Origin of the sequence: Nocardioides glacieisoli (genome assembly GCF_004137245.1) — a bacterium.
GTDB lineage: Bacteria > Actinomycetota > Actinomycetes > Propionibacteriales > Nocardioidaceae > Nocardioides > Nocardioides glacieisoli.
This window is the reverse complement of sequence record NZ_SDWS01000002.1, coordinates 44,127-63,579: the sequence shown is the minus strand read 5'-3', so window position 1 is coordinate 63,579 and position 19,453 is coordinate 44,127. Positions and strand designations below refer to the sequence as shown.

Annotated in this window: 19 protein-coding genes and 1 pseudogene; 7 read left to right on the top strand and 13 right to left on the bottom strand. The window is 71.2% G+C overall.

The features are described 5' to 3' along the window. Positions 1–13: 13 nt before the first annotated feature. Genes EUA06_RS22300 through EUA06_RS04425 form a run of 3 tightly spaced genes read right to left on the bottom strand, consistent with a single transcriptional unit; the run spans position 14 to position 1,926 of the window. On the bottom strand, positions 14–439 hold the full coding sequence (locus EUA06_RS22300) for an SRPBCC family protein (protein ID WP_277985660.1): 426 nt from the start codon (positions 437–439) through the stop codon (positions 14–16). Positions 440–450: 11 nt separating this feature from the next. Then, positions 451–1,332 (bottom strand): phosphoribosylaminoimidazolesuccinocarboxamide synthase, encoded by an 882-nt coding sequence (locus tag EUA06_RS04430; RefSeq protein WP_129474374.1) that lies wholly within the window; start codon positions 1,330–1,332, stop codon positions 451–453. A gap of 42 nt (positions 1,333–1,374) precedes the next feature. Further along, positions 1,375–1,926, bottom strand: a complete 552-nt coding sequence (locus EUA06_RS04425; protein ID WP_129473830.1) for an antibiotic biosynthesis monooxygenase — start codon at positions 1,924–1,926, stop codon at positions 1,375–1,377. 139 nt (positions 1,927–2,065) lie between these two features. On the opposite strand from EUA06_RS04425, the gene EUA06_RS04420 reads away from it, so the two are divergent. Then, positions 2,066–3,049: a sulfotransferase family protein gene (locus EUA06_RS04420; RefSeq protein ID WP_129473829.1), complete on the top strand. Its 984-nt coding sequence runs from the start codon at positions 2,066–2,068 to the stop codon at positions 3,047–3,049. Here the strand turns inward: EUA06_RS04420 and EUA06_RS04415 are convergent. Both EUA06_RS04415 and EUA06_RS04410 read right to left on the bottom strand, forming a co-directional pair. Further along, positions 3,033–3,911, bottom strand: coding sequence for a hypothetical protein (locus EUA06_RS04415; protein ID WP_129473828.1), 879 nt, complete (start codon positions 3,909–3,911; stop codon positions 3,033–3,035). The genes EUA06_RS04420 and EUA06_RS04415 overlap by 17 nt on opposite strands. Before the next feature lie 33 nt (positions 3,912–3,944). After that, complete coding sequence (locus EUA06_RS04410) at positions 3,945–4,214, bottom strand: acylphosphatase (RefSeq protein ID WP_129473827.1); 270 nt, start codon at positions 4,212–4,214, stop codon at positions 3,945–3,947. Positions 4,215–4,275: 61 nt separating this feature from the next. Here EUA06_RS04410 and EUA06_RS04405 point away from each other — a divergent pair, with 61 nt between their 5' ends. Continuing rightward, on the top strand, positions 4,276–5,712 hold the full coding sequence (locus EUA06_RS04405) for an MFS transporter (RefSeq protein ID WP_129473826.1): 1,437 nt from the start codon (positions 4,276–4,278) through the stop codon (positions 5,710–5,712). A 149-nt stretch (positions 5,713–5,861) separates the two neighbouring features. Here the strand turns inward: EUA06_RS04405 and purB are convergent, their stop codons facing one another. The 5 genes and pseudogenes from purB to EUA06_RS04375 all read right to left on the bottom strand — a co-directional run bounded on the left by purB (position 5,862) and on the right by EUA06_RS04375 (position 11,149). After that, positions 5,862–7,280, bottom strand: a complete 1,419-nt coding sequence (gene purB, locus EUA06_RS04400; protein WP_129473825.1) for an adenylosuccinate lyase — start codon at positions 7,278–7,280, stop codon at positions 5,862–5,864. Continuing rightward, positions 7,277–7,800, bottom strand: a pseudogene (locus EUA06_RS23440) (DUF402 domain-containing protein). The gene purB and the pseudogene EUA06_RS23440 overlap by 4 nt, the downstream one beginning before the upstream one ends. Before the next feature lie 28 nt (positions 7,801–7,828). Continuing rightward, complete coding sequence (gene purD, locus EUA06_RS04385) at positions 7,829–9,097, bottom strand: phosphoribosylamine--glycine ligase (RefSeq protein ID WP_129473822.1); 1,269 nt, start codon at positions 9,095–9,097, stop codon at positions 7,829–7,831. A gap of 11 nt (positions 9,098–9,108) precedes the next feature. After that, a complete protein-coding gene (locus tag EUA06_RS04380) occupies positions 9,109–9,843 on the bottom strand; it encodes a YoaK family protein (protein ID WP_129473821.1) in 735 nt (244 codons plus the stop codon). Between the two features lie 19 nt (positions 9,844–9,862). After that, positions 9,863–11,149: an adenylosuccinate synthase gene (locus EUA06_RS04375; protein ID WP_129473820.1), complete on the bottom strand. Its 1,287-nt coding sequence runs from the start codon at positions 11,147–11,149 to the stop codon at positions 9,863–9,865. Positions 11,150–11,293: 144 nt separating this feature from the next. On the opposite strand from EUA06_RS04375, the gene EUA06_RS04370 reads away from it, so the two are divergent. Continuing rightward, the gene (locus EUA06_RS04370) at positions 11,294–12,208 is read left to right on the top strand and encodes a diacylglycerol/lipid kinase family protein (RefSeq protein WP_129473819.1); all 915 of its coding nucleotides are present in this window, start codon (positions 11,294–11,296) and stop codon (positions 12,206–12,208) included. Here EUA06_RS04370 and EUA06_RS04365 read toward each other — a convergent pair. Further along, a complete protein-coding gene (locus EUA06_RS04365) occupies positions 12,203–13,192 on the bottom strand; it encodes a helix-turn-helix transcriptional regulator (RefSeq protein ID WP_129473818.1) in 990 nt (329 codons plus the stop codon). The genes EUA06_RS04370 and EUA06_RS04365 overlap by 6 nt on opposite strands. Positions 13,193–13,416: 224 nt before the next feature. Between EUA06_RS04365 and lysS the strand changes: the two genes are divergently transcribed. Then, positions 13,417–15,129 carry a lysine--tRNA ligase gene (gene lysS, locus EUA06_RS04360; RefSeq protein WP_129473817.1) on the top strand — a complete coding sequence of 571 codons (1,713 nt, stop codon included), beginning with the start codon at positions 13,417–13,419 and terminating at the stop codon, positions 15,127–15,129. An 87-nt stretch (positions 15,130–15,216) separates the two neighbouring features. Here the strand turns inward: lysS and EUA06_RS04355 are convergent, their stop codons facing one another. After that, positions 15,217–15,681 carry an acyl-CoA thioesterase gene (locus EUA06_RS04355; RefSeq protein ID WP_165354250.1) on the bottom strand — a complete coding sequence of 155 codons (465 nt, stop codon included), beginning with the start codon at positions 15,679–15,681 and terminating at the stop codon, positions 15,217–15,219. 43 nt (positions 15,682–15,724) lie between these two features. Here EUA06_RS04355 and EUA06_RS04350 point away from each other — a divergent pair, with 43 nt between their 5' ends. The 3 genes from EUA06_RS04350 (at position 15,725) to mctP (ending at position 18,247) form a co-directional block, all read left to right on the top strand. After that, positions 15,725–16,144 (top strand): DUF3151 domain-containing protein, encoded by a 420-nt coding sequence (locus tag EUA06_RS04350; protein WP_129473815.1) that lies wholly within the window; start codon positions 15,725–15,727, stop codon positions 16,142–16,144. 148 nt (positions 16,145–16,292) lie between these two features. Then, complete coding sequence (locus tag EUA06_RS04345) at positions 16,293–16,517, top strand: DUF3311 domain-containing protein (protein WP_129473814.1); 225 nt, start codon at positions 16,293–16,295, stop codon at positions 16,515–16,517. Continuing rightward, entirely contained in the window at positions 16,514–18,247 is a 1,734-nt protein-coding gene (mctP, locus tag EUA06_RS04340; RefSeq protein WP_129473813.1) for a monocarboxylate uptake permease MctP, read from the top strand. The genes EUA06_RS04345 and mctP overlap by 4 nt, the downstream gene beginning before the upstream one ends. A 65-nt stretch (positions 18,248–18,312) precedes the next feature. On the opposite strand, the gene fbaA is transcribed toward mctP, so the two are convergent. Beyond that, entirely contained in the window at positions 18,313–19,347 is a 1,035-nt protein-coding gene (fbaA, locus tag EUA06_RS04335; protein WP_129473812.1) for a class II fructose-bisphosphate aldolase, read from the bottom strand. Positions 19,348–19,453: the final 106 nt, after the last annotated feature.

The following is a 19,453-nucleotide window of genomic DNA, read 5'->3' as shown; positions in this document are numbered from 1 at the left end:
CATGTGAGCGCCGTCACCGGCTCGTCCGCGAGGCGAGGATGCGGCCCGCCTTGCGCAGGTCGACCGCGATCGCCTTCGACGCCAGCAGCCCGGCCGCTCCCGCCGGGACGGCCCAGGCGCCCTGTCCGCTGACCTCCCCGGTCGCCCGCACGCGGCACCCGCCGGGGACGTCGGTGAAGTGCAGCGCCAGGGTGGCGGTCACCCCACGCCAGTGGCCGGTCTCGGCCCAGGCGCGGAACGGCTCGAACACCGTGGTCTCGAGGTGAGGTCGTACGCCGACTGCGGTGGTCTCGCTCCACGTCTGGCCGAGGTGCGGCTCCTCGTCGGGCGGCACCGCCACCGAGAGCAGCGACGACTGCCACTCCGGCCGCTTGCGGGGGTCGGAGAGGTAGCGGAAGGCGGCCTCGGCACTCACCGGCAGCTCGACCGTGGCGTCGATCGGTCGCGAGGTCAGAACGTCTCCCCCGTCAGCAGCTCGTAGGCCTCGACGTACCTCGAGCGGGTCCGCTCGACGACGGCGTCGGGCAGCGGGGGCGGCGCCTCGCCCGAGAAGCGGTCCCAGCCGGACTCCCCGGTCAGCCAGTCGCGCACGATCTGCTTGTCGTACGACGACTGGGTGCGACCCGGCTGCCACTCGTCGGCCGGCCAGAAGCGGCTCGAGTCGGGGGTGAGCACCTCGTCGGCGAGGACCGTGGTCCCGTCCGGGCGGCGGCCGAACTCGAGCTTGGTGTCGGCCACGATGATGCCGCGCTCGCGGGCGAGGTCGTGTGCCTTGCCATAGACCTCCATGGTCAGCATCCGCAGCTCCGCGGCGGCGTCGTCGCCGACGGCCTCGCAGACGGCCTCGTAGTCGACGTTCTCGTCGTGGTCGCCGAGGTCGGCCTTCGTGGCGGGGGTGAAGATCGCCTCGGGCAGCCGGCTGCCGTCCTGCAGACCGGCCGGCAGGGCGATGCCGCAGACCTGGCCGTCGCGGTGGTAGTCGAGCAGACCCGAACCGGTGAGGTAGCCGCGGGCCACGCACTCGACCGGGAACATGTCGAGCCGTTCGCAGACCACCGCCCGGCCGGCCACCGAGGCGGGCACGTCGGTCGACACGACGTGGTTGCCGATGAGCCCGGAGAGCTGGTCGAACCACCACAGCGACATCCGGGTGAGGATCTCGCCCTTGTCGGGGATGGTGCTGTCGAGGACGAAGTCGTAGGCCGAGATGCGGTCGCTCGCGACCATCAGCAGCCGGCCCTCGTGCTCGCCCGAGTCGATCCGGTAGAGGTCACGGACCTTGCCGGAGTGGACGTGGGTGGTGCCCTCGATGTCGGGTGCCGCGGGGATCATGATGTCGGCCACGTGGCCAGCCTAGTCACGATCCCGCACGGCTCAGCGGTGCAACCACCACGACATGCGTCGGGTCAGCCACGGGAGCACGAGGTAGGTCATCAGCGGGGTCATCACCAGGATCGTGGTGAAGACGCGGAGCACGAGCGGCCAGTCCGCCAACGCGGTGTGGGCGACGGCGACGTTGACCGCGAGGCTGAGCGGGAAGAAGCCCATGAAGATCACGATCATCTGCTTCCACCGCGGCGGTGCCGTCGGCGCAGCGCTGAGGGACTCGACCGAGGCCGGCTCGTCGAACCAGCCCTCGATGCCCGTACGCCGTTCGCGCCTCTTCTCCTCGACACTGCCCTGGGCGGCCTCGAGCCACCACGCGCGCTGCGGGCTGGCCTCCCAGGCGGCGAGCGAGTCGGCGTCCGCGAAGCGGTAGAGCATGTGCCAGTCGGCCGAGTCCGCGCTCGGCCGCACCCAGCCCGATCCGAGGAAGCCGTCGAACTTCTCGGCCATCGACGTCCCTGCCTGCATCCAGGCCAGCATCTGCGTGGTGTGCGACGGATCGACGTGGCGCGTGACGGACACGGTGACAGGGGCGCTCATCCCCCCAGTGTCGAGCGGACGGTGGGCGTGCGGGAAGCCGACGGTGACGAGATCCCGGCCACGTCCGCCCCTTCAGCTCTCCGCAGTGACCCGGTATTGTCGAGTGAGTCGATAGACATTACTTCCCCGGGAGGGACGCATGACCCGAGCACCGCGACCGGACTTCCTGGTGATCGGCGCACCCAAGGCCGGCACCACGGCGCTGCACGCGGCACTGGCGCAGCACCCGGACGTCTTCGTCTCCGACCCCAAGGAGCCGAAGTACTTCCTGTGCGACCAGGCTCCCCCGCCGGCCTGGGGCGGACCCGGTGACAAGCACTCCCAGCAGGAGTGGATCTGGCGGGCCGACCACTACTTCCCGCTCTTCGAGCCGGCGGGTGAGCACCAGCTGCGCGGGGAGAGCACGCCGTTCTACCTCTGGAGCCCGGGTGCCCACCGCCGCATCGCCGAGGCGCTGCCGGACGTGAAGCTGGTGGCCGTCGTGCGCGACCCGGTCGACCGGGCGTACAGCAACTGGATGCACCTCTGGTCCGACGGCCTCGAGCCCGAGTCGGACTTCGTCACCGCCTTCGAGCGCGAGGACGAGCGGGTCCGCGCCGGCTGGGCGCCGTTCTGGCGCTACCGCGAGCTCGGCCGCTACGGCGAGCAGCTCCGGCACCTCCATGCCTACGTCGACCCGGAGCGGATCCTGGTCGTCCGCTACCGCGACCTCATCGACGAGCCGGGGCGGACCGTCGACCGGGTCAGCCGGTTCCTCGGCATCCGCGAGGGCCTCGTCGACTCCATCCCGCGCGACAACGCTCGCGGGTTCGTTGCCCCCGGCCTGCGCGCGAACGTCTTCGGGCCCGTCGTCCGCGCGGGCGCGCGGCTCGGCCAGTTCGCACCGCCCGAGGTCTGGCGCAGCATCCACCCGCTGTCGATCGCGCTGCTCGGCGACAGCAGGTCAGCCCACCGCCCCCGCCTGGACACGATGCGCCGCCAGCGCCTGCTGGAGTCGTACGTCGACGACATCGCGCTGCTCGGCGAGCTGACGGGGCAGGACTTCAGCGACTGGCTCTCGCCGGCGGACCGCGGGTCCTTCGACGAGCGAGCGACAGTCACGAGGCTCAGCGCACGCAGGTGACCAAGTCGTGCGCGCCGTCGTCGCGCGCGGCCTCGACGTAGTAGCGGACGCGCCCGTCGGGCAGCGGCACGGCGGTCGCGTAGCGGAAGGCGCCGTCGGAGTGAGGCGAGCTGATCGGCGGCTGGTCGAGCCGCGTCAGCGCGGTGCCGTCCCACGTCGCCACCCCGGTCGTCTCGAACCAGTTGGACTCCGCATCGGGGCGACCGTCGTAGAGCACCGAGCCGTCGGGCAGCACGGCGCTCACGCGGGCACCGCGGGCGTCCCAGTGGCCGTCGCGCCCGGCGAGCACCTCGCCCTGGTCGGTCCAGTCGAGCCCGTCGGCGCTGGTGAGCCGCCGGGTGGTCATCCGGTCCTCGTGGCCGGGCTCGTCGAGCGGGTGGCAGCACAGCCACATCTCGTAGCCGTCGTCGCCGACCGTGATCACCGGGTCCTTCACCGCGGTCGCGGCGTCGCCCTCGTGCACGCGACGTCGTACGCCGTCGGGCAGGCCCTCGACCGTGTCGGCGGTCAGGCTGTCGACCCACCAGTGCTTGGAGTCGGGGGTGGCGCACGAGAGGTAGAGCCGCCAGCCGCCCTCGCGCAGCGGCACCAGGACGGGGCGCTCGAAGGACTCGGCACCGAACGCCTCGCGCGCCACCTCGGTGACGGGCTCGAAGGTGAGGCCGTCGTCGGACCTCGCAACGACGACCGATACGCCGCGGCCGTCCGTCAGCGGACGGCGTACGCGCCAGGTGAGCCAGAAGACGTCGTCGACCAGCACCGCGCTCGCGGCCCCCGCCCAGTTGCCGGCACCGGGCCCGGGTGCGGGCACCACGACCTGCACGTCGTCGTAGGTGGGCGGGGCTGCGGTGGCCGTCGTCATGAAGCCATAATAGTCGACTGGATCACTTCACAATCAGTACTGCGTCTCGAACGACGTCGCGCCGCTCCCCTCTGCGTCCCGCACCGCCACGTCGGTGACACGCGCCATCGACGGCCCGGTTCGGCACCAGGCGACGAGGGCGTCGACTGCGTCGTCCTCGCCCTCGGCGTGGACGAGCACCGAGCCGTCGGGCTCGTTGCGCACCCAGCCGGTCACACCCAGCCCCCGCGCCTGCTCCTGGGTGTACCACCGGAACGAGACACCCTGGACCCGTCCGGTCACCCGCGCCTGGACAGCCTTCATGTGCCGATCATGCCCCGACGGGCGAGGCCGGCGCACGGCTGCGGGTGCAAGGCTGGAAGGGATGACGCAGAGCGAGGAGACGCACGCGAGCGACGAAGCGGCGTACGAACCCGATCCACGCCGCTGGCGCGTGCTGGCCGTGTCGCTCGTCGTCGGCTTCATGTCTCTGCTGGACGTCACGATCGTCAACGTCGCGGTCCCGTCGATCCGCGCGGGCCTGGGCACCAGCGCGGCGACCATCCAGTGGGTGGTGTCGGGCTACGCGCTGGCGTTCGGCATGACGCTGGTCGCCGGCGGGCGGCTCGGTGACGCGCACGGTCGACGCCGGCTGATGACGATCGGGCTGACCGGCTTCGTCGTCTCGAGCCTGGCCGTCGGGCTCGCGCCCAACGCGGCCGCCATCGTCGTCGCGCGGCTCGTGCAGGGCGCGAGCGCCGGGTTGCTGACGCCGCAGAACTCCGGCCTGATCCAGCAGCTCTTCCGCGGCGAGGAGCGGGGTCGCGCCTTCGGGATGTTCGGCTTCACGGTCGCGGTCGCCTCAGCGGCCGGCCCGCTGATCGGTGGGCTGCTGATCGGGTTGCTCGGCGAGGAGAACGGCTGGCGCTCGCTCTTCCTCATCAACGTCCCGATCGGCCTCGTCGCCCTCGTGCTGATCCGGCGGATGGTGCCCGACAACGACGCCGGCGGCGCCGCGGAGAAGGACCCGCGGGTCGACCTGCCGGGCGCGCTGCTGCTCGGTCTCGCGGTGCTGGCGGTGCTCTACCCGCTGATCAGCCTGGAGGGCGGCGCCGGACTGCCACTGGTGCTGCTGCTCGCCTTCCCGCCGCTGGCGTGGGCCTTCGTGCGGTGGGAGGTGCGGACGGTAAGTCGCGGCCACCCGCCGCTGCTCGACGTCTCGCTGCTGCGCGGACTGCCCGGCTACGCCAACGGGCTGCTGGTCGGCACCCTCTACTTCACCGGCTTCACCGGGATCTTCCTCGTGCTGTCGGTGCACCTGCAGGAGGGCGAGGGGTTCTCGCCGCTGCAGGCGGCGCTGCTGATGACGCCCTTCGCCTTCGGCGCGGCCACCACCTCGCCGCTCGCCGGCAGGCTGGTCGGGCGGCTCGGCCGCAAGGTCACGCTGGCGGCGCTCTCGGTGATGATGACCGGCACCGCGCTCGCGGCGCTGCTGGTGACGCAGCCGACCGACCGGCTCTGGTGGACCCTCGCGCCGGCGATGTTCCTCGCAGGCGTGGGCGGCGGCGGGGTCATCTCGCCGAACTTCACCCTGTCGCTGGCCGAGGTGCCGCCCCAGATGGGTGGCGCTGCCGGCGGGGCCCTCCAGACCGGTCAGCGCATCGGGTCAGCGCTCGGCGCGGCCCTGCTGATGACCGTCTACCAGGCCGTCGACGCGAGCACGTCCGCGCCCGTCGCGGCGCGCACGGCCCTGCTCGCGGCGCTCGTCGTGCTCGCGGTCGCCTTCGCCGCCGCCGTACGGTCCTGGCGGCTCGGGGACTAGAGGCGATCGCGCCCAAGTCGCCAACTCATCGGTTGGCGCGCCAACTCACCGGTTGGCGAGTTGGGTGCCCGGATCGGCCACCACACCCCGCCCAAGTCGCCAACTCACCGGTTGGCGCGCCAACTCGTCGGTTGGCAAGACGGCCCCAGCTAGAGGATCGCGCCCGGGACGTACGCCGCTGCCTCGGGGTGACGCGCCGCGAGCGCCTCGACCCGGGCGACGACCGCGCGGGTCTGGGCGACGGCAGCGCCGGTGAACTCGATCGGGTCGGCGACGAGCGCCTCGATCTGCTCACGGGTGAGGCCGAGGCGGGCGTCGGCGGCGAGCTTGGCGAAGACGTCGTTGTCGACCTGGCCTGCGCGCATCGCGAGGGCGGTGCCGACGGCGGCCTCCTTGATCGCCTCGTGGGCGGCCTCGCGGCCGACGCCGTTGCGGACCGCGGCCATCAGCACCTTGGTGGTGGTGAGGAAGGGCAGGTAGCGGTCCAGCTCGCGCTGGATCACGGCCGGGAAGGCGCCGAACTCGTCGAGCACGGTGAGGAAGGTCTGGAAGAGGCCGTCGGTGGCGAAGAAGGCGTCCGGCAGCGCGACCCGGCGCACGACCGAGCAGGACACGTCGCCCTCGTTCCACTGGTCGCCGGCGAGCTCGCTGACCATGGACAGGTGGCCGCGCAGGATGACCGCGAGGCCGTTGACCCGCTCGCAGGAGCGGGTGTTCATCTTGTGCGGCATGGCCGACGAACCGACCTGCCCCTCCTTGAAGCCCTCGGTGACCAGCTCGTGCCCGGCCATCAGCCGGACCGTCGTCGCGAGATTGGACGGGCCGCTCACCAGCTGCACGAGCGCGGCGACCACGTCGAAGTCGAGCGAGCGCGGGTAGACCTGGCCCACGCTTGTGAGCGTCTGCTCGAAGCCGAGGTGGGCGGCCACGCGCTGCTCGAGGTCGTCGAGCTTGTCGGCGTCACCGTCGAGCAGGTCGAGCATGTCCTGCGAGGTGCCCATCGGCCCCTTGATCCCGCGCAGCGGGTAGCGCGCGAGCAGCTCCTCGACCCGCTGGACGCCGATCAGCATCTCGTCGGCGACGGTCGCGAAGCGCTTGCCGAGGGTGGTCGCCTGGGCAGCGACGTTGTGCGAGCGGCCCGCCATCACGGTGGCCTCGTGCTCGGCGGCCAGCCGGCCGAGCCGGACGAGGGCGGCGACGGCGCGGTCGCGCACGACCTCGAGCGAGCGGCGTACCTGCAGCTGCTCGACGTTCTCGGTCAGGTCACGCGAGGTCATCCCCTTGTGGATGTGCTCGTGCCCGGCGAGGGCAGAGAACTCCTCGATGCGGGCCTTCACGTCGTGGCGGGTGATGCGCTCCCGGGCGGCGATGGAGTCGAGGTCGACCTTGTCGATGACCGACTCGTAGGCCTCGACGACGCCGTCGGGGACGTCGATGCCGAGGTCGCGCTGGGCCTTCAGCACCGCGACCCAGAGCTGGCGCTCGAGGACGATCTTGTGCTCGGGCGACCAGATCTCGGCGAGGTCGGCGCCGGCGTAGCGGGTGGCCAGGACGTTGGGGACGCTCACGCCCCGATTGTCCCATCCGCGGGCGTCCAGTCGTCCCACGGCGCCCACCAGCGGTCATCGGCGTCGAGCAGCGCGGCGACCTCCGCACCTGCGGTCAGGACGGCGAACACCTCGTCCTGGGTGATGCGACCCGCGGCCAGCGACGGCGCGAGGTCCTGCACGTCCTTCCAGCGCCACGGCTCGCCCGCTGGGATCACGATGTCGAGCTGGAGGTCGTTGACGTCATGCCGTCGGGCTGGCGGACGTAGGGCGTCTCGAAGTTGACGTACCACGACAGGTGGGCGCCGTCGGCGTCGAAGAACTTCCACACGGCGTACCAGTCACCGGTGCGGCGGAGCTTGAGCACCGACGTCCCCTGCCACGCGTCGAGGTGGCCCCACGGGTGCGGTGTCGGGTGCGGCGGGAACGATAGGGGCGTGCCGCTGGGCTGGAAGGTGGCAAGGACGCCGTCGGGGCCGACGTCCGCCACGACGCGCTCGGGCCAGTGGGCCCACAGGGCGTCGTGCAGCACCTCGCGCATCACCAGGTCCGTGCCCGGAACGAACGCATCAGCCACGCGATGCCGCTCCCTCGACGACGCCGAGCGGCTCGGCGGCGATGTCGCGACGCCACTGGGCGCCCGGGAAGCTGATCGACGAGATGCCTTCGTACGCCTTCGCGCGGGCGTCGGCGACGTCGGTGCCGGTCGCGCGCACGGCGAGCACGCGGCCGCCGGCGGTGACCAAACCAGTCTCGGTGCGGGCGGTGCCGGCGTGGATCACGTCCACGTCGGTCTCGACCGCGAGGGTCTCGGTGCCCACGACGACGTCGCCCGTCGACGAGCCCTCGGGGTAGCCCGCGCTGGCCATCACCACCGACACAGCGGCTCCGTCGGCGAACTCCGGCTCCGGGACGTCGGCCAGGTTGCCGACGGCAGCCGCGGCGAGCAGCGCGCCGAGCGGCGAGTCGAGCAGCGCCAGGACGGGCTGGATGTCGGGATCGCCGAAGCGGACGTTGAACTCGATGACCTTGGGGCCGGCCGAGGTCAGGGCGAGACCGACGTAGAGGCAGCCGACGAACGGCGCCTCGCGGCGGCGCATCTCGGCCAGGGTCGGGTCGACGACCTTGGCCATCACGGCCTGCACCATGTCGCTGGGCAGCCACTCGAGCGGCGCGTAGGACCCCATGCCGCCGGTGTTCGGTCCGCGGCCGCCGTCGAAGATCCGCTTGAAGTCCTGGGCCGGCAGGAGCGGCCGGCCGATGGTGCCGTCGCAGACCACGAAGAGCGAGAACTCAGGTCCGTCGAGGAACTCCTCGACGACCACCCGCTCGCACCCGGCAGCGTGGGCGAGCGCCTCGCCACGGTCGTTGGTCACCACCACGCCCTTGCCGGCGGCGAGGGCGTCGTCCTTGACGACGTGGGGCGCACCGAACGCGTCGAGCGCCTGCGCGACCTCGTCGGGAGTGGTGCAGGTGCGGGACCCGGCGGTCGGCACCCCGGCCACGGCCATGACCTCCTTGGCGAACGCCTTGGACCCCTCGAGCCGGGCCGCGGCGAGCGAGGGCCCGAAGCAGGCGATCCCGGCATCGCGGACGACGTCGGCGATCCCGGCGACCAGCGGCGCCTCCGGCCCGACGACCACGAGGTCGGCGCCGATCGACGTCGCGAGGGCGGCCACCGCCGCACCGTCCATCGGGTCGACGTCGTGGAGCGTGGCGACCTCGCCGATCCCCGGGTTGCCGGGAGCGGCATGCACCTCGGTCACTCCGGGGTCGTGCGACAACGCAATGGCCAGTGCGTGCTCACGGCCACCGGTGCCGATGACGAGGGTCTTCACGGGACGCGAGCCTATCGGCGCCAGGCGTGTCGTACGTCGGCCAGCACCGGCGCGCCCGCGGCTGCGAGGAGCACGAGGGCGGCGGGCACGAGGGTGACGAACCCGAACCGCAGGTAGCCCGCGGCACCAAGGACCCCGCCGACGAAGAACAAGGACACCAGGGTCACGAGCAGCGCGAGCTTGGCCAGGTCGGCCTGCACCGGCACCAGTCCCGGCGTCCGCGACACGTAGGTGAGCTTGCCCAGCTCGATGCCGATGTCGGTGATCATCCCGGTGACGTGGGTGGTGCGGATCTGGGCATCGGAGATCTTGGTGATCACCGCGTTCTGCAGGCCCATCGTGAAACAGAGGACGCCGACGAAGAGCAGGTCGTCGTGCGACCACCTCGAGACGTCGGCGACCAGGCCGAAGCAGAGGACCAGCACCGCCTCGACCACCAGGACCAGGGCGTACCTGCCGCGCAACCCGCGGCGGCGTCCCCAGTTGAACACCCACGCGCAGGTCATCGAGCCGAGCACGAACGACGCCAGGGCACAGCCGGCCGTGCCGACCACCCCGGCGCCACCGAGCACCACGTGGTCGGCGAGGCTCGCAGTGATGCCGGTCATGTGGGAGGTGTAGACCGACACGGCCACGAATCCGACCGAGTTGAGGATCCCGGCGACCAGCGCGAGCTGGCCCGCGAGCTGCGCGTTCAGCGCCCGGGTGCGATGCGGTCCCGCGACCCGGAGGAGGTGGTCGCGCACGGACCGGGTCGCGGCACCGTCAGTCCTCGTGGACCACCAGCGTCTGCTCGCGTCCGGGCCCGACACCGACACCCCAGAACTTCGCCCCGGAGATCTCCTCGAGGGCCTGCACGTAGGCCTGGGCGTTCTTGGGCAGGTCGTCGAAGGACCGGCAGCCGGAGATGTCGCTCATCCAGCCGTCGAAGTACTCGTAGACCGGCTTCGCGTGGTGGAACTCGGTCTGCGTCATCGGCATCTCGTCGACGCGCTCGCCGTCGATCTCGTAGGCGACGCACACCGGGATCTGCTCCCACGAGCCGAGGATGTCGAGCTTGGTGAGGAAGAACTCGGTGAGGCCGTTGACCCGGCTGGCGTAGCGGGCGACGACGGCGTCGTACCACCCGCAGCGGCGCGTGCGGCCGGTCGAGACGCCGATCTCGCCGCCGAGCTGCTGGAGCTGGACGCCGTCCTCGTCGAAGAGCTCGGTCGGGAACGGACCCGAGCCGACGCGGGTCGTGTACGCCTTGATCACGCCGACCACCCGGTCGATGCGGGTCGGGCCGATGCCCGCACCCACGCAGACGCCGCCGGCGACCGGGTTGGAGGACGTGACGAACGGATAGGTGCCGTGGTCGACGTCGAGCATCGTCGCCTGGGCGCCCTCGAAGAGCACCGTCTGGCCGGCGTCGAGCGCCTGGTTGAGCAGCAGCGAGGTGTCGCACACCATCGGGCGGAGCCGGTCGGCGTACGCCAGCAGCTCCTCGACGACGGCGTCGACCTCGATCGCGCGGCGGTTGTAGACCTTGGTGAGCAGGTGGTTGCGCACGTCGAGCGCGGCGTCGATCTTCTCGCGCAGGATCTTCTCGTCGAAGAGGTCCGCGATCCGCACGCCGACCCGGTTGATCTTGTCGGCGTAGGCCGGCCCGATGCCGCGGCCCGTGGTGCCGATCTGGTTCTTGCCGAGGAAGCGCTCGGTGACCTTGTCGATGGTCGCGTGATAGCTGGCGATCACGTGGGCGTTGGCGCTGACCTTGAGGTCGGCCACCTCGACGCCGCGGGCGATCAGCCCGTCGAGCTCGCGGAAGAGCGCCTCGGGCGAGACCACGACCCCGTTGGCGATCACCGAGGTGGCGCCGGGGGTCAGGATGCCGCTGGGCAGCAGGTGGGTGGCGTACTTCTCGCCGTTGACCACGATGGTGTGGCCGGCGTTGTGGCCCCCGCTCGTGCGGACGACGAAGTCGATGGGATCCGTGGTGGCCAGCAGGTCGGTGGCCTTCCCCTTGCCCTCGTCGCCCCACTGGGCGCCGAGCACGACGATCGCGGGCATCTCAGCCCTCCTCATGTCATCTGGCAGAAAAGAAACAGCTCCGGCGCAAGGCACCGGAGCTCTTGCGGCGTCACGCTACCGCACCTGCCTCCGGTGCCCCCAAGGGTGGAAAGACGGCGGAACACCGTGGGCTAGTGTCCGGACGTGCGCTCGCTCCTCGTCATCACCAACGCCGACGCCGGCACGTCCGACGAGGAGACCCTCGCCACCGCCCTCGACATCCTGCGGTCCGAGGCGTCGGTCGAGGTGGCCAAGACGTCCAACCCCGGCGAGCTCGACGGCGTGCTGCACCGCGCCGGCGGACGCACCGTCGTCGTCGCCGGCGGCGACGGCAGCATCCATGCCGTGGTCACCGCGCTGCACAAGCGCCACGAGCTGGCCGGGGCGACCCTCGCACTCCTGCCGATGGGCACCGGCAACGACTTCGCGCGCGGCAACGACATCCCGCTCGAGATCGAGGACGCCGCCCGTCTCGTGCTCAGGGGCGAGCCGCGCAAGGTCGACCTGATCATCGACGAGACCGGCACGGTCGTGGTCAACAACGTGCACGTCGGCGTCGGGGCGCAGGCCAGCCGCAAGGGTCACAAGTGGAAGAGCCGGCTCGGCGCCGTGGGCGTCGGGAAGGTCAACCTGGGCAAGCTCGGCTACCCGATCGGCGCCCTGCTCTCCGCCTTCCACCCGCCGAGCTGGCGGATGCGTGTCGAGGTCGACGGCAAGGTCGTCAACGACGTCGACCGGCCGGTGCTGATGGTCGCGATCGGCAACGGCAGCAACGTCGGCGGCGGCACCGAGCTCAACCCCGAGGCCGACACCGAGGACGGCCGGCTCGATGTGATGATCAGCCGTGCAGTGCGTCCGATGGCGAAGCTCGGCTACGTCGCCAAGCTGCGTCGCGGCGACCACGACGACCGCGACGACGTGCTGATGCTGCGCGGGAAGACCGTCAAGGTGAGCGGCGACGAGTTCTGGCTGTCGGCCGACGGCGAGATCACCGGGCCCGAGCGCAGCCGCAGCTGGCGCCTCGAGCCGGCGGCGTACACCATGATCCTGCCCTCATAGCCAGCCGCGCCGGGCTGCCTCCACCCCGGCCTGGAACCGCGTGTCCACCCCGAGATCGCTCATCAGCTCGGCAATGCGCCGCCGCACCGTCCGCAGCCCGATCCCGAGGTTGCGTGCGATCACCTCGTCGGTGGCACCGGCCATCAGCTGCTCGAGGATGAACCGCCGCCCGTCGTGGTGGCCCTTGCCGGCCTCGATGTCCGGGACAGGCATGGCGCGGGACCACAGCAGCTCGAACCCCAAGGTCAGCGCGGCGACGATCGAGCGTTGGCGGATGTGCACGCGCGGCTCGTCGGCGAAGCCGAGCGGCTCGGGCAGCACCGCGTGGGAGTCGCCGAGGATGAACATCCGCGTCGGCACCTCGGAGATCACCCGCACCTGCTCGCCGAGGCGGGCGCGCGTGCGCAGGGCTTCCGGTGCCTCGGTGACCGCCCTGACCGGGTAGATGGCGCGCGAACGACGCCCGGTCGCCATCGCCTCGGCGAGCAGCTCGCTCACGCGGGACTCGCGAGGCATGGCCCAGGCGTCGGGCCGCAGCCAGAGCATGTCTCCCCTGCTGGTTCGCAGCATCAGCTGGAGGAGCTCCACGGGGTTGCCACCAGAGCTGAGCTCCCCGTCCAGGGGGCGCACGTCGGTGACGTCGCCCCGATCGGGACGCGTGGCGGCCGCGACCAGGTGCGGCACCGCCGACGAGAGCTCGGCCAGCTTGGTCGCGGACGCAGCGGCCAGTCGGGCCTCCCGCAGCACGAGGTCCGAGAGCACCTCGGCCAGCGGGGGGACGACGAGCCGCTCGTCGTCGACGACCACGAGGCCGCGATCGACCAGCGGTGCCACCACACGCAGCAGCTGGTCGGGCTGCGTCTGCACCAGCTGGGCCACCCCGACGACGGTGTGGCCAGACACTGGCACGAGCTGGAAGTAGAGCTGTTCCGCGCGTCGGTCCAGCCCGAGCGCGGACAGCACCGAGGACGGGTCGCCAGCCATGCGTGGCAGTTTAGTGCCAGCGGCACTTTTGATCCGCGTGGCACGGAACGGCCAGCCCATACTGACCACGCGAGCCGGGCGCGGGGGTGTACGGCTCGCTTCGCTCCGACGGAGCACAGCGTCGGAGCCGCCGCGGGGGACGGCTCCGACGCCCTCCTCGTTCCGGCGCCCACGTCGTGCGGCCCCGGGAACCACGCCCGGCTGCCACCGATAGCCTTGTCCGCATGGCACGAGGCGGACAGAAGAGCAAGGGCGACCCGGTCGACTGGGTGACGCGCGCGGCGGACGACGCCGTACGCCACGCAGGCGAGGGCAACCTGGTCACCGTCGCATCGGGGGCCTCGCCCAGCGGTCCGATCCACCTCGGCAACCTGCGCGAGTTCATCACCCCGCACTTCGTCGCCGAGGAACTGCGTCGCCGCGGCGTGCCGGTGCGCCACCTGCACTCGTGGGACGACTTCGACCGGTTCCGCAAGGTCCCGGCCGGCGTGCCTGCCGAGTGGGCCGAGCACATCGGCCGTCCGCTCACCGCCGTGCCCGACCCGTGGGAGTGCCACGACTCCTGGGCCGCGCACTTCAAGGCGCCGCTGCAGGAGTCGCTCCGCGAGCTCGGCGTCGAGATGGAGGAGGTCTCCCAGACGGAGATGTACACCTCCGGCGCCTACCGCGAGCAGGTCCTGCTGGCCGTGTCGCGCCGCGACGACATCGAGGCGGTGCTCGCCCAGCACCGCACCAAGAAGGTCGCCCCCACCGACGACGCGTCGGAGCAGGAGGCCGCCGACCTGGCCGACTCCGTCGCCAACGAGGACGACGACGCCGGCGCCGACTCCTCCGACGCGATCGCCCGCTTCCCCTACCGCCCCTTCTGCCGCCAGTGCGGGCGCGACACCGTCACCACCACGGCGTACGACGAGGCCACCACGACACTCAGCTACACCTGCTCCTCCTGCGGCTTCGAGGGCACGACCGACCTGTCGACCGACACCGACGGCAAGCTCGTCTGGAAGGTCGACTGGCCCATGCGGTGGGCCTTCGAGAAGGTGAACTTCGAGCCGGCCGGTCGCGACCACATGACGCCGGGCTCGTCCTACACGGTCGGCACCGAGGTCGTGAAGTCGATCTTCGACTGGCGCGCTCCCGCCCGGGTGATCTACGCCTTCGTCGGCTTCGCGGGCGTGCAGAAGATGTCGTCGTCGGCCGGCGGCGTGCCGACCGCGACCGACGCCCTGCGCATCCTGGAGTCACCGATGCTGCGCTGGCTCTACGTCCGCCGTGCGCCCACCCAGGCCTTCGACATCGACTTCGGTCCCTCCGTGGTGCGGCTGTACGACGAGTGGGACGCGCTGGCCCGCAAGGCATCCGACCCGGAGAAGTCCGACGTCGCGACCCTGGCCTGGCACCGCGCGGCCGAGACCGCGGCCGGTCGCCTCCCGTCACCCGAGGTGCCCGTCCCCTTCCGGCTGCTGTCGTCGGTCGCCGACGTGACCGCCGGCTCCGCCGAGCACATCTCGCGCATCGTCGAGTCCTCGGGCTACCCGCTCGACTCGACGGCCGACCTCGAGCCGCGGCTGTCCAAGGCGATGCAGTGGACGGCCGAGCACGTCCCCGCGTCCGAGCGGACCACCGTGCGGGAGTCGCCCGACACCGACCGGCTTGCCGCGCTGTCGGAGGACGAGGAGCTGTGGCTGCGGATCTTCCTCGACCGGCTGCCGTCCGAGCCCGACCTCGACGCGGTGACGTCCGTCGTCTACGGCGTGCCCAAGGTCGCCCGCGGCCTCGGCTTCGAGGACGCCCCGACCGACCAGGTGAAGGCCGACCAGAAGGACTTCTTCCGGCTGCTCTACCACCTGCTGGTCAGCGCCGACCGTGGCCCGCGCCTGCCGACCCTGGTGCTCGCCCTCGGCCCGGAGAAGGTGCGCCGGCTCCTCGGCGCCTGACCAATGTAGGCAGTTCGCCGCTGCACGTCGGGGCGCCAGCGTGAGCGTGCGCCGACGACCCGCGAACTGCCTTCCCGAGTGCGAGCCTCAGCGGCGGAAGGCCACCGGATCGCCCAGGTAGCGCTCGAGATCGGCGCGTACGGCATCGCTGATCGTCCAGGCCGACTGCGCGTGGTGGTCCCAGAGGACGTTGACGCACTCCCAGACCGCGGCCGGCCCGCCGCCCGCCTCCACCCGCAGCTCGGCGGACACGGTGAAGGACGACCGGCCGATCCGCGACACCCAGAGCGCGGCGACGAACGGCTGGTAGGGGACGAACCTCATCTCGGAGTGGTACTCGATGTTCTGCGAGGCGACCAGCTCGGACACCCCGGCGTCGACGCCGTGCAGCAGCCCGGTCGCACCCTCCGGGAGGCCGGGCAGCCGGGCGAACCGCAGGAACTCGTAGCGCGCCTCGTCGAGCACCCGCACGGCCTCGACGTTGTCGACGTGGCCGGCGAGGTTGATGTCGCGGTAGCGGGCCTGGATCTCGGTCGTGAAGGTCTCGCCCATGGCGCCAGTCTCCCCGACGGCGTCCGGACCTAGGGTTGGGGGCATGACCACCTTCGGCGGCGACCTGATGGCCGGCCCTCCCCCCACCCACCTGCCCGCGGACCCGGCGGACGCCGAGCTCGCCGGTGGCGACGCCCCGGCAGCGGTCGTACGCCGCCACCCGGAGTCCCCGGCTGCCTGGGCCGCCCTGGCACAGCAGGCGCGCGAGGCCGGCGCCGATGCGGTGACGGTCTACGCCTATGCCCGCGTGGGCTACCACCGCTCGCTCGACATGCTGCGCCGCAACGGCTGGAAGGGCCACGGCCCGGTGCCGTGGGAGCACGAGCCCAACCGCGGCTTCCTCCGCTCGCTCGCCCTGCTCGCCCTTGCGGCGCAGGCGATCGGCGAGACGCACGAGTGGGAGCGCTGCTCGACCTTCCTCCGCGACTCGAGCGCGACCGCCGCGGACGAGCTGCTCGCCTGACCGCTCGTCGCGCCAGACCGACCGCTGGTCGCGGGCCCCTCCGCAGTGACGCAGTGACGGCCGTCACCGCGCGAGTAGGTTGCTGGCCATGAATCCCGGGAACACACCTCCACAGTCGCGCCCTGAACATGGCCCACCACCGACCGACATGCGCAAGATGGCCCTCGCCGGCGTCCTGCTCGTCATCCCAGTCGTCGTGCTCCTCTGGGTGCCGCACTACGCCAAGGTCGAGCCGAAGCTCTTCGGCTTCCCCTTCTTCTTCTGGTACCAGTTCCTCTGGGTCTTCATCTGCTCGGCGCTCACCTGGACGGCCTACAAGCTGACCCTCTCGGCGCGCGGCAAGACCACGCACAAGGTGGGTGAGGACCGATGACGCCGCAGCTCACCACCGTGCTGGCCGCCGAGACCGGCGGGATCAACGGCGTCGCCCTGACGGTGCTGATCGTGCTCTTCCTGCTCGTCACCGTCGCGGGCTTCATGGCGTCGCGCTTCAAGCGCGCGGAGTCGCTCGAGTCGCTCGACGAGTGGGGCCTGGGTGGCCGCTCGTTCGGCACGTGGATCACGTGGTTCCTGCTCGGCGGCGACCTCTACACGGCGTACACCTTCGTCGCCGTGCCGGCGGCGATGTTCGCGACCGGCGCCGTGGCCGGCTTCTTCGCAGTGCCCTACACGATCATCCTCTACCCGATCATCTTCATCTTCATGGCGCGACTCTGGTCGGTGAGCCACCGCCACGGCTACGTCACCACCGCCGACTTCGTCCGCGGGAGGTACGACGACCGCACGCTGTCGCTCGCGGTGGCGGTCACCGGCTTCGTGGCGACGATGCCCTACATCGCCCTGCAGCTCGTCGGCATCCAGGCGGTGCTCGAGGTGGCCGGGCTCGGGGGCGGCGACAACATCGTCGCCAAGGACGCCCCGCTCTTCATCGCGTTCGCGCTGCTCGCGGCCTACACCTACTCCAGCGGCCTGCGGGCCCCTGCGGTGATCGCCTTCGTGAAGGACATCCTGATCTACCTCGTGATCATCGTCGCGATCATCTACCTACCCGGCCAGGTCGGCGGGTGGGAGGCGATCTTCGGTGCTGCCGAGGACAAGATGAACGCCAACAACGAGGCGGCGGTCGAGGCCGGGCTCAACCCGACCTCGTCCTTCGTGCCCGGCTCCGGTGCCTTCTGGGCGTACGCCACCCTCGCACTCGGCTCGGCGATGGCGCTGTTCATGTACCCCCACTCGATCACCGCGTCGCTGTCGTCCAACTCGCGCAACACGGTCCGCCGCAACGCCGCCATCCTCCCGGCGTACTCCTTCGTGCTCGGCCTGCTGGCCCTGCTCGGCTGGGTCGCCATCGCGGCCGGGACGCAGCCGATCGGCCTCGACGGCGAGGCGAACGCGCAGCTGGTGATCCCGCAGCTGTTCGAGGACATGTTCCCGGCCTGGTTCGCCGGGGTCGCCTTCGCCGCGATCGCGATCGGTGCGCTGGTGCCGGCCGCGATCATGTCGATCGCCGCGGCCAACACGTTCAGCCGCAACATCTACAAGGAGTGGCTCAAGAAGGACGCCACCCCGGCGCAGGAGGCGAAGGTCTCCAAGCTGATGTCGCTGCTGGTGAAGGCGTTCGCGCTGGTCTTCGTGCTGACGCTCGACAAGCAGAACGCGATCAACTTCCAGCTCCTTGGCGGCATCTGGATGATGCAGACCTTCCCGGTGATCGTGTTCAGCCTCTTCACCCGGTGGTTCCACCGCTACGCCCTGCTGGTGGGCTGGGCGGCCGGCATGGTCTACGGCACGATCGAGGCCTACCAGGTCGTCAACCCGGTGACCGGCAAGCACTTCGGCGGCTCGCTGGCCCTCATCCCGGGGATGGAGAAGATGGGCTACATCGCGGTGACGGCGTTCGTCATCAACGTGGTGCTCGCCGTGGTGCTGACCGCGATCCTCAACGCCCTCAAGGTCTCCAACGGCAAGGACGAGACGATCCCGTTCGACTACTTCGCCGACGCGGACGACCCGCGCGTGCAGAAGGACCTCGCCGAGCACTCCACGCACGACGAGGCGTACGGCGACCCGGACGACATCCCGGGCAACGCGCCGGCGCGCTAGGTCGTACGTCCGCTTCCGTCGAGCGGTGCGTGAGGAGGACCCTCACGCACCGCTCGCGGCAATGATCAGCTGGAGAGCGAGGTCCCCGCGGAGCGCAGGTTCTCGCAGGCCTCGACGATGCGCGCGGCCATGCCGGCCTCGGCCGCCTTGCCCCAGGCACGCGGGTCGTAGAGCTTCTTGTTGCCGACCTCGCCGTCGACCTTGAGCACGCCCTCGTAGTTGGCGAACATGTGGCCGGCGACGGGACGCGTGAAGGCGTACTGCGTGTCGGTGTCGACGTTCATCTTCACCACGCCGAAGTCGACGGCGTCGCTGATCTCCTGCGCGGTGGAGCCCGAGCCGCCGTGGAAGACGAGGTCGAAGGGCCGGGCGTCGGAGCCCAGGCCGAGCTCGGAGGCGGCCGCCTCCTGCGCGAGCTTGAGGATCTCCGGGCGGAGCTTGACGTTGCCGGGCTTGTAGACGCCGTGGACGTTGCCGAAGGTCAGCGCCGTCATGTAGCGGCCGCGCTCGCCGGCGCCGAGCGCCTTGATGGTGGCGATGGCGTCCTCGGGCGTCGTGTAGAGCTGGTCGTTGATCTCGTTGGCGACGCCGTCCTCCTCGCCGCCGACGACGCCGACCTCGATCTCGAGGATGATGTGGGCCGCGGCGCACTTGGCGAGCAGCTCCTCGGCGATCTCGAGGTTCTCGTCCATCGGCACGGCCGAGCCGTCCCACATGTGCGACTGGAAGAGCGGTGCCTCGCCGCGCGCGACGCGCTCGGCGGAGATGTCGAGCAGCGGGCGGACGAAGCCGTCGAGCTTGTCCTTGGGGCAGTGGTCGGTGTGCAGCGCGATGTTGACGGGATAGTTCTTCGCGACCTCGGCGGCGTACGCGGCGAACGCGACGGAGCCGGTGACCATGTCCTTGACCGAGGGGCCGGAGAGGTACTCCGCGCCGCCGGTCGAGACCTGGATGATGCCGTCGGAGCCGGCGTCGGCGAACCCCTTGAGCGCGGCGTTGAGGGTCTGGGACGACGAGACGTTGATGGCGGGGTAGGCGAAGGACTTCTCCTTCGCGGCGTCCAGCATCTGCGCGTAGACCTCGGGGGTGGCGATGGGCATCGGGGTTCTCCTCGGGAACGTTCCAACTGGCGCTCACAACCCTAGTGGCTACCCGCGGGTCGCTTTCGCGGCCGGATTCCGTCTCACCACGTGACAACCGACGCCG

Coding starts and splice junctions, on each gene's coding strand:
- EUA06_RS04415 (WP_129473828.1), bottom strand. CDS start 3,911: ATGACGACGGCCACCGCAGCCCCGCCCACCTACGACGACGTGCAGGTC.
- lysS (WP_129473817.1), top strand. CDS start 13,417: ATGGCACGAGGCGGACAGAAGAGCAAGGGCGACCCGGTCGACTGGGTG.
- EUA06_RS04350 (WP_129473815.1), top strand. CDS start 15,725: ATGACCACCTTCGGCGGCGACCTGATGGCCGGCCCTCCCCCCACCCAC.
- EUA06_RS04405 (WP_129473826.1), top strand. CDS start 4,276: ATGACGCAGAGCGAGGAGACGCACGCGAGCGACGAAGCGGCGTACGAA.
- EUA06_RS04355 (WP_165354250.1), bottom strand. CDS start 15,681: ATGGGCGAGACCTTCACGACCGAGATCCAGGCCCGCTACCGCGACATC.
- EUA06_RS04425 (WP_129473830.1), bottom strand. CDS start 1,926: ATGAGCGCCCCTGTCACCGTGTCCGTCACGCGCCACGTCGATCCGTCG.
- EUA06_RS04365 (WP_129473818.1), bottom strand. CDS start 13,192: ATGGCTGGCGACCCGTCCTCGGTGCTGTCCGCGCTCGGGCTGGACCGA.
- EUA06_RS04410 (WP_129473827.1), bottom strand. CDS start 4,214: ATGAAGGCTGTCCAGGCGCGGGTGACCGGACGGGTCCAGGGTGTCTCG.
- EUA06_RS04375 (WP_129473820.1), bottom strand. CDS start 11,149: ATGCCCGCGATCGTCGTGCTCGGCGCCCAGTGGGGCGACGAGGGCAAG.
- fbaA (WP_129473812.1), bottom strand. CDS start 19,347: ATGCCCATCGCCACCCCCGAGGTCTACGCGCAGATGCTGGACGCCGCG.
- mctP (WP_129473813.1), top strand. CDS start 16,514: ATGACGCCGCAGCTCACCACCGTGCTGGCCGCCGAGACCGGCGGGATC.
- EUA06_RS04420 (WP_129473829.1), top strand. CDS start 2,066: ATGACCCGAGCACCGCGACCGGACTTCCTGGTGATCGGCGCACCCAAG.
- EUA06_RS04430 (WP_129474374.1), bottom strand. CDS start 1,332: ATGATCCCCGCGGCACCCGACATCGAGGGCACCACCCACGTCCACTCC.
- EUA06_RS04345 (WP_129473814.1), top strand. CDS start 16,293: ATGCGCAAGATGGCCCTCGCCGGCGTCCTGCTCGTCATCCCAGTCGTC.